Source organism: uncultured Methanofollis sp. (genome assembly GCF_937919355.1).
GTDB lineage: Archaea > Halobacteriota > Methanomicrobia > Methanomicrobiales > Methanofollaceae > Methanofollis.
The window spans coordinates 1-8,519 of the sequence record NZ_CALFSA010000093.1 but is presented as its reverse complement, the minus strand read 5'-3'; the positions used below and the strand labels follow the sequence as shown (position 1 = coordinate 8,519).

The 8,519-nt window shown below is 61.0% G+C and carries 9 protein-coding genes and 1 tRNA gene; 6 read left to right on the top strand and 4 right to left on the bottom strand.

Features of this window, described 5'->3' with window-relative positions; translation table 11 throughout:
• The coding region (locus Q0520_RS04240; RefSeq protein WP_298667023.1) for a hypothetical protein at positions 1 to 320 on the top strand (320 nt) is incomplete at its 5' end.
• Positions 317 to 1,066 carry a hypothetical protein gene (locus Q0520_RS04235; protein ID WP_298667021.1) on the top strand — a complete coding sequence of 250 codons (750 nt, stop codon included), beginning with the start codon at positions 317 to 319 and terminating at the stop codon, positions 1,064 to 1,066. The genes Q0520_RS04240 and Q0520_RS04235, both read left to right, overlap by 4 nt.
• A 912-nt stretch (positions 1,067 to 1,978) precedes the next feature.
• Here the strand turns inward: Q0520_RS04235 and Q0520_RS04230 are convergent.
• Positions 1,979 to 2,050: transfer RNA gene (locus Q0520_RS04230), tRNA-Thr, on the bottom strand.
• Between the two features lie 72 nt (positions 2,051 to 2,122).
• On the bottom strand, positions 2,123 to 2,893 hold the full coding sequence (locus tag Q0520_RS04225; RefSeq protein WP_298667019.1) for a YkgJ family cysteine cluster protein: 771 nt from the start codon (positions 2,891 to 2,893) through the stop codon (positions 2,123 to 2,125).
• A gap of 20 nt (positions 2,894 to 2,913) precedes the next feature.
• Here Q0520_RS04225 and Q0520_RS04220 point away from each other — a divergent pair, with 20 nt between their 5' ends.
• Both Q0520_RS04220 and Q0520_RS04215 read left to right on the top strand, forming a co-directional pair.
• Positions 2,914 to 3,087: a hypothetical protein gene (locus Q0520_RS04220; RefSeq protein WP_298667017.1), complete on the top strand. Its 174-nt coding sequence runs from the start codon at positions 2,914 to 2,916 to the stop codon at positions 3,085 to 3,087.
• Positions 3,088 to 3,401: 314 nt separating this feature from the next.
• Positions 3,402 to 4,358, top strand: a complete 957-nt coding sequence (locus Q0520_RS04215; RefSeq protein WP_298667015.1) for a glycosyltransferase family 2 protein — start codon at positions 3,402 to 3,404, stop codon at positions 4,356 to 4,358.
• A gap of 225 nt (positions 4,359 to 4,583) precedes the next feature.
• Here Q0520_RS04215 and Q0520_RS04210 read toward each other — a convergent pair whose 3' ends face one another.
• Positions 4,584 to 4,979, bottom strand: a complete 396-nt coding sequence (locus Q0520_RS04210; RefSeq protein ID WP_298667013.1) for a co-chaperone YbbN — start codon at positions 4,977 to 4,979, stop codon at positions 4,584 to 4,586.
• Positions 4,980 to 5,013: 34 nt separating this feature from the next.
• Positions 5,014 to 6,018, bottom strand: coding sequence for a phosphate uptake regulator PhoU (locus Q0520_RS04205; RefSeq protein ID WP_298667011.1), 1,005 nt, complete (start codon positions 6,016 to 6,018; stop codon positions 5,014 to 5,016).
• Between the two features lie 144 nt (positions 6,019 to 6,162).
• Here Q0520_RS04205 and Q0520_RS04200 point away from each other — a divergent pair, with 144 nt between their 5' ends.
• Both Q0520_RS04200 and pstC read left to right on the top strand, forming a co-directional pair.
• A complete protein-coding gene (locus Q0520_RS04200; RefSeq protein ID WP_298667009.1) occupies positions 6,163 to 7,014 on the top strand; it encodes a phosphate ABC transporter substrate-binding protein in 852 nt (283 codons plus the stop codon).
• A gap of 60 nt (positions 7,015 to 7,074) precedes the next feature.
• Positions 7,075 to 8,519, top strand: a 1,445-nt coding sequence (gene pstC, locus Q0520_RS04195; RefSeq protein WP_298667007.1) for a phosphate ABC transporter permease subunit PstC, incomplete at its 3' end; no start/stop codon positions are given.

Sequence of the window (8,519 nt, the reverse complement as noted above, 5' to 3'; positions counted from 1 at the left end):
CCCTCTACCAGGTCACCCGCACCACCGACGTGGACACCATCGAGCGGGTGGGGAGTGCGTACATGAGCCGCAGCGGGAAGGGGATCGCCCTCAGGATCGACGTGGGTATGCCGGTCCTCCCGACCCTCTACGCAAGCCGGGTACAGGTGGAGGACGTGTATCGAGGCTTCAGGACGGCGGCGATGGTCAGCGCACCTGCCGACCTCTCCCCACAGCCTGAGGCGAGAAAGGCCACCGACCGACCCGCCCTGAAGCGTGGCTTCGGTGATGCAGGCAACCCCCCAAGGAGGCCCGCACCCTCCCCCGTGGTGATCGCATGACCCCCCCTCTTCGCCGTTTTCTGTGGAAGACCGTGTACGGCGACGCGTGGCGAGCCCTGGGAACCTCAACGAGACAGCCGGACGACCGGGTGATGATCACCACCTGCAAGGGGACCAGAATCGAGAACGTGCACCTCACCGACGATCCCGGCTGGCACCCGGCAGGGTGGTACCTGAGGGTGTCCGGTCCCGGTGGCGACCTGTGGACGGTCGGCCCGATCCATTCCGCGCAGTCACTCCCGGTCCCGGACACCCCGTCATACTTCCCACCGCCCGGGTGCGTGGAGGACTTCGGAACCGTGGTCCTCGTGGACGGCGACCGGTACGCCCGGCACCTCGATGCCGAACGGGAAGACGGTGCCTTTCTCCAGGCGTGGAACGAGGCAAGGGACATTGACACCGTGGTGTACCCACATCGCCCCGATGAAAGACCGCAGGGACTGAGGGGAGGAGAACGCCATATGGAACAGATCATTGATGGACTGAAGTACAGCACGGAGAACGCCGACCAGATTGCATCTGATCGGTACTGGGACGGGTCGAACTTCGACCGGAGCGGCCGGAACACCTACCTTTACAGGACAAAGAAGGGCCGGTTCTTCCTCCTCCACACGTCGATGTGGGAGGGCGAGCGGGACGCCATCGAGCCTGTGGAGGAGGAGGACGCCCGGATCTTCTATGAACGACTCCCCGAGCACCCCGTATCGTATGCAGAGGCATTCGGCGAGGAACCCGAGGACGCATGACCACGCCCCCCGATGACGGCCCCTGCCCAGGGCCCGAGGGGAACCGGCGAGGAGGGCGCAAACCCCGGAGTGTGAGAAATGTCTATGCCCGACTGCACTGATCAAGCCTGAAGAACCGCCCCGGAAGGGGACCAATAGAAGGGAACGCCCTCACCGACGATCATCATCTCTCTTTTTCGGCGACAGGACACCCGATGCCCACGGGTGATCCCTCACCCCCTCCCCCGTGAGTACACTTGTGACGGTTGTGACGGATCTAAGTACACGCCCTCACTTTCCAACAGTGTGGAGTAGAAGTAGTGGTATTTCCTGTGGAACTCCCCCTCCAGTATGGCGCGCATCGTATCGCAATTTATCGCAAACATTTTGCGTATCGCAATTTATCGCAACCCCCCACACACAGGAGGGATTGCAAAAAACACGTCGAACCCGTGGACATCAGACACCGCCGTATCGAACCGGTGCGGATCGATTCATGCGATACGATGCGCGCCATACCGCGCAATTTTGGAGATGCTGCGCGCCATGCGCGGACCATGAAGCGGGACGCCCCACATCAACGGTGTCGATCATTTTTGTGATTGGGTCAGCACCAGGGACCGACCACCCACACCGTGCACGGGTGATCCCTCACCCCTCCCCCGTGAGTACACTTGTGACGGTTGTGACGGATCTATGTACACGCACCCTCTTTCTAACAGTGTGGAGTAGAAGAGATAGTATTTCCTGTGGAACTTCTCAGGGAAGACAGGAGGCAGGGAGAGGTGCGCCGACGAAGACAGGGCCGTGGAAGCCTCACCCGCGCGGGAAGATGTGATCACCTGCGGTATGATGTTGTTGGACATCAGAAAAAGGGGAAAGTACACGGAGACAGCCCCTTTCAGAAAAAGGGCTTTTTACCGTGCGTCTCCAAGCCCCAGGCGAGACTTGAACTCGCGACCTGCTGATTACAAGTCAGCCGCTATGCCACTAAGCCACTGGGGCACGGGTGCACTATACGTTGATCGCACCTGATAAAAAAGATGGCGATGCCCCGCCTTCTACCTGACGCCCCGGTCAGGCATGCCTGACCTTCCCGGCCCGCCGGGGAACCTTTCCATAGTCGCTGCAGGCGGCCGTCATCTCCTCGAAAGTACCGCCGCAGTATACACGCACCGGCACCGGCGCACCCTTCCTGAATGCGGCCATCTGCCGGTCATAGACCTTCTGGATATGGCGCAGACCGTGCGCGGCGAAGTAGCCGCGGAGGCACCGGAGAAACGCCTCTTCCTGCCTGAGGTACGCCTCCTCGTAGGCCCTCACCTCGCGGGCGATCTCCCGCGCCTCTTCCTCACCGATAGGGGCATAGTATTCCCCGTGCTGGTTGAGTCCGCTGATCTGCCGCCAGTCCACGGTACCGTCCTCACCCTCCTCGCGGTGGAGCATGTAGGGGTACACGCGGCAGATGGCCATCCGGCGGTCGTAGATGGTGCACCGCCTCTCCTCAGAGAGAAAGACGCATGCCCCGTCCTCCCGCGTCCGCAGCGCATACCCGGAGACATAAAACGTCCCGCCCTGGTCGCAGAACTCGAAGTACGGCGCGGGCATCAGGGCGGAGGGGTCGATCGTCCTCACCCTCCCGGTGTCGCCGTCCAGGAGAAAGACATGGTCGTTGAACTCCCGCGTGCAGCACCTACCGCAGCAGGTGCAGGAGAACCCGACCTCCCTGATGACGCGGACGAGTTCGTCGTCAGGGTAGCCGAGGAGCGCATCGATCTCTGCCTCGACCTCGGTGATCATCCGGTCGAACCGGTCTTTCGGGGCGGGATTTTTCTGGTGAGGATCCATCCCTATTGATGTTGCCGGCCATGGGAGATGCTCTTTACGGACCAGGCGATCGCCGGGCGGTCGCGGAGGGCGACGCACACGTGCAGGCATATGGGCAGTTCCTCGACGCAACAGTTGACCGGGAAAATAAGCGGGGGCATGCGTGCAGGGCCGGTACGATCCCGACCACGCACCCGGGTATTCCTGCCAACTGATATGGGCTATGAAAAAAATGACGTCTAACAGAGGGAGAAACCAGATCCCACGACCGGAACAGGGGAACAGATCTATTTTCCGGGATGAGTTCCGAGATCAGAGATCCGGCGGACGAGAAGTCCCCAAGACGGAGGAGCAAAGTTATAAATATCTGATATCCCATTAGATCCCTCTACGAGAGAGCACATCGGTGCGATCCCGGGGGGGACAGAGGTACTTGACGATATTGCCAAATGACGCGTACGTACGCCAGGAGCATGATGCAATAACAGCCCATATGAACGCGCCTCTGGCCGAGATCGTACGGCCAGACTTGGAGAATAAACGTATCGGCGGCGCTCATGCTTTCGGGACGGTTATCTACAGACCCGCACAAACGCCCAGCACAAAAAGATCACTTGCAGCCATTCCCTGCTATAACGAGGCCGTCACCATCGGGTCGGTCGTCCTGCAGACACGAAAATACGTCGACGAAGTCCTGGTCATTGACGACGGGTCGACGGACGACACCAGGGCCATCGCCCTTGAAGCAGGCGCGAAGGTCATCACCCATGCCGTGAACCGCGGCAAAGGGGGTGCGGTCAGGACAGCACTGAAATACGCGCAGGACGGGGGATTTGACTTCGTCGTCCTCCTTGACGGCGACGGCCAGCACGACCCCAACGAGATCCCGGCACTTGCCGGACCGGTGCGTGAAGGGAAGGCCGATTTTGTTATAGGGTCGCGTTTCCTCAGTAACACAAACAGGATCCCGAAATACCGTCAACTCGGCCAGACGGTCCTCACGGCGATGACAAACCTCAGTTCCCGGCACGCGACGACGGACTCGCAGTCAGGTTTCCGGGCGCTCAGCAGGTCCGCGATCGAACACTTCACCATGGACTCAAAGGGATACAATGTCGAGTCAGACATGATCACCAGTCTCACGGAACAGGGCATCCCCATCATGGAAGTGCCCATCTCGGTGACATACGATGTCCCCAACAAACACAAGAAAAACCCGATCACTCACGGCTTCGGCGTCCTGAGGAGCATCCTTAGGGCGATGGAGTACAGCAACCCCTTCCTCACCTTCGGCATCGCCGGCCTTGTGGCACTGGTGGGGGGGATCACCTTCGGGGTCACCGCCCTCTCAACCTATGCGGCCACAGCGGCCCTGCCCTTCTGGGAGTCACTGGTCGGGGGCATCTTCACGTTGCTCGGCATCCTCTCCCTGATGGCAGGGATCACTCTCAGGTATGTCGCCATGACGGTCAGGAGGATGGCCTGAGTAACTATTTTCAAAAAAAGTGGAGGGACAGGCATCCCAGAAAAAAGACACATATATACGGGGGGGACGTGTCGCTGAGACCCCTGTTCGCTCCTACATACACTTGTAAATTTTAATATATAAATTTTATTCTTTTGTTCGATGATTTATAATTCTGATCGGGCTCTACCATCTCCCCGTTCCTATCAGGGAAATGAGATATCCCTCCACCGGTAAGAACGTCGGTCATGCATATCCGCTGATATCATAATCGATCTCCGTGCTGCTCCGTGCACACCCCTCGCCATGCACCAGGAAGTCGCCGATGGTCTTCTTCAGCAGTGCAGGGAATGCCGCACCGACGACCTGCTGGACCGCCTTTCCCCCGCAGAAGAAGAGGAACGAAGGGGTCTGGCGCACGGCATAGCGCTCGACAGTCCAGGCATTGCCCATCACATTCAGGCGTGCAAAAAGGACCCGTCCCTCATACTCACCCGCGAACTGCCTGAAGAAAGGTTCGATCTGTTTGCAGAAGGGGCACGCGGGACTGTAGAACATCACCACGGCAGGCCCCTTCCCCCTCTCGATCTCTCTCTCCCACGTGGTGTCGGTCACCTCCACCAGAGCAGTACCCTCAACCATACGGGCAGGGGATCACATCCATCCCGGTTAATGCTTACCCCCGGTCGATGAGAGTGTTGATGGTGTTCTCGCAGATATCGGTAGAATACTCGCCGATCCTCCTGATGCTATCGGAAAGCGAGACGATTGCCGTTGCCGTGGCAGGAGCGTATTTCAGTGCCGCCTTGTTGACCGCACGCGCCTGTTTCTCAAGACCGACGACCTGCTGAATGGCGTCATTGGCCCCCTCCAGGTCCTCGCCGAAGAGAGAGGAGACCGCATGGTCGAAGATCGCCTGCGAGGTCGCGCTCGCCTCGCCGATCATCGTCACCATCTCTGCGTCGACCTCCTCCCCGAGGAGGACGACCGCACTCCTTGCAATTCTCGTCCCGTGGTCCCCGATCCGTTCAAGGATCCGCGATGCCAGGAAATAACTCATCGCCGCCGCTGGCGTGACGTTCATCTTGCGGGAGAACGCGGGGTCGCCGAGCACCAGGTGACACTGGCGGGCGATCAACCTGTGGAGGCGGTCCACGTCGTTGTCCCTCTCGACGACATCCCCGGCAAGTTTCTGGTTGCCCGACCGCAGGGCCTCGATGCCGTCCTGGTGCATACCCCGTACGATCACCGCCATCCGCGTGATCGTCTGCCGGAAAGGCATCTCGACCGGGTTGAGCAGGTCCTTGATCGTGACCGAGGTCTCTGTCTCCTCCACGACCTCCTGCCCGATGGTCATCCGGGTGAACTCCCTGACCCCCATCCTGATGGACGACGGCATCTTCCCCTGCGCGGTCAGGGTGATCGCGGTGTAGCCGGCGACGTACGCCCCGACAAGACAACGGTACAGGTAGGCAGGGTCAGTGGTTGCACTCACCGGGAACTCCTTTGTCCTCTGGGCAGTCCCGGCTTCGATCCTCGGCGTGACGAGAAGTGTACCGTCCTGCTGGACGATCAGGCCTACAGGGTCGTTTTTCTTGACATTCGAGGAAAGGACCCAGTCTTTTGGGAGGGATACGATATAGGACGAACCCCCGGTGACCTGCACCTTTCTGATCTCCATGGATCAGAGTTTTCGGCGGGAGATTATAGTTCTTGCCCGGCCTATAGAGTGCACTATACTCTCTATGCAGTATATTGCACACCATAGTCTCATTCGAAACCTGTTATATTATATGCCCAACTTTTTATTTCTGGTGAAAGCACCGTGAAGACGAGCAGAACACTCTTCCTTGCCGTGCCTCTCCTGGCACTTTTCCTGATTACAACCCTCTTTGCCGGCTGCACGGGCGGCGGGGGCGGCGACACGAACCCTGAGAGCCTCTCGGTCACCGGTTCCACGACCGTCCTCCCCCTCGCCCAGAAAGCGGCGGAGGCGTACATGGACACACACCAGCAGGCCGACATCCAGGTGAGCGGCGGCGGTTCCAGCGTCGGTGTCCAGGCCGTCGGCGAGGGCACTGCGGATATCGGCATGGCCTCCCGCGACCTGAAGGAGTCGGAGAAACAGAAGTATCCTGATCTCGTCCAGCACGTCGTGGCGAAGGACGGGATCGCCGTGATCGTCCACCCCTCGAACACCGTGGAGACGGTCACCACCGCAGAGGTGAAAGCGGTCTACCAGGGCACCACCACGAACTGGAAGGAGATCGGCGGCCCCGACCGTGAGATCGTCGTCGTCGGCAGGGACAGCGCCTCGGGCACCCGCGAGTTCTTCCATGAGACCGTCATGAAGAAGGAGGACTTCGTCCCCACGCAACTTGAGAAGAACTCGAATGGTGCGGTGAAGCAGACCATCGCACAGACGCCGGGCGCCATCGGCTATGTCGGCCTCGGCTACGTCGACGAGACGGTGAAGGCGCTGAAGGTCGACGTGAACGGCACCACGGTCAAACCGGCCGTGTCCACCGTCCTCAGCGGCGACTACCCGATCGCACGCTCCCTTACCATGTTCACGAAGGGCGAGGCCACCGGCCTTGCGAAGGAGTACCTCGACTTCCTCCTGAGCCCTGAGGGGCAGGCGATCGTCGAAGAAGAGGGTTTTGTCCCGGTCGCCTGATCGACAGGGAGAACGGAGAGAAAATTTTTCTCTCCCTCTCCCATGAGGTGAAGCACCAGCATGAACAACCATCTTCAGGTAACACGCGCCGCATCCTCACCGGAAAACCGGCTCGCCAGGGTGAAGGAGAGAGGGATCAGTTTCATCTGGCTGATTGCGGCCTCCTTCGCCACACTCACCGTCTTCTTCATCCTCCTCTTTCTCCTCCGTGACGCCCTCCCCATCTTCGAGACCGTCGGGATCGCCGACTTCGTCTTCGGGGAGACCTGGAACCCCACCGGGACGCCCCCGGTATACGGCGCCTGGCCCCTCATCGTCGGGACTCTCCTCGTCACCCTCGGGGCGGTGGCCATCGCCGTGCCCCTCGGCATCGGGAGTGCAGTCTGCATCGCCGAACTCGCCCCGCCCCGCGTCAAGGCCGTCGTAAAACCGGCCATAGAACTCCTTGCCGGCATCCCGTCGGTCGTGTACGGCTTCTTCGGCCTTGTGGTCCTCACCGACTGGCTCCGCGTCACCTTCGACGTGCCGTCGGGGGAGAGCTGGCTTGCAGGCTCCATTCTCCTCGGCATCATGGCCCTCCCGACGATCATCTCGGTCTCCGAAGACGCCCTGAGCACGGTGCCCCGCGCCTACAGGGAGGGGAGCCTCGCACTCGGCGCCACACGCTGGCAGACGATCAGCCGCGTCCTCGTCCCCTCGGCCCTCTCCGGGATCACGGCGGCGGTGATCCTGGGGATAGGCCGCGCCATCGGCGAGACGATGGCCGTCATGATGGTGACGGGAAACGCCGCCATCATCCCGGAGCCCATCACCAACGTCCTCTCGCCGGTCCGCACCCTCACCGGCACCCTCGGGATCGAGATGGGCGAGGTGGCCGTCGGGTCCCTCCACTACCACGCCCTCTTCGGGGTGGCGGTGGTCCTCCTTGCCATCACCCTTCTCGTGAACCTCGCCGCCCTCTGGATCATGGCGCGGATCAGGGCCGGGCAGGGGGTTGGCTCTGACAGGCGGCAGGTGAAGAGAATACTCTCTATCGTTGCCGTACTTGCGGCTGCGGCCGTCATCTTTGCCTTCCTCCCCCCTGTCCCGGCGCTTGCCGCCCTCCTCGTTGCAGCGGGCGTCTCCCTCGCCCGTGACCGGATCACGCCTGCGACCGCCGAGAGACTCGCCTTCTCCGTCCTCTGGGCGGCGATCGGGATCGTCCTCTTTATTCTCGGGACCATCCTCCTCTTCATCGTCGTCAACGGCCTCCCGGCTATCTCGTGGGAGTTCCTCACCCAGCCACCCCGCGACCTCGGGCGGGACGGCGGGATCTTCCCGGCGATCGTCGGGACACTCTACCTTGTCGGCGGCGCCATCCTCTTCGCCCTCCCGATCGGGATCGGGGCGGCTGTCTACCTCACCGAGTACACCCGCGGCGGACGCGTCACTGCGCTCATCAGGAGCGGGATCGACCTCCTGAACGGCATGCCCTCGATCGTCTTCGGTCTCTTCGGGTTTGCATT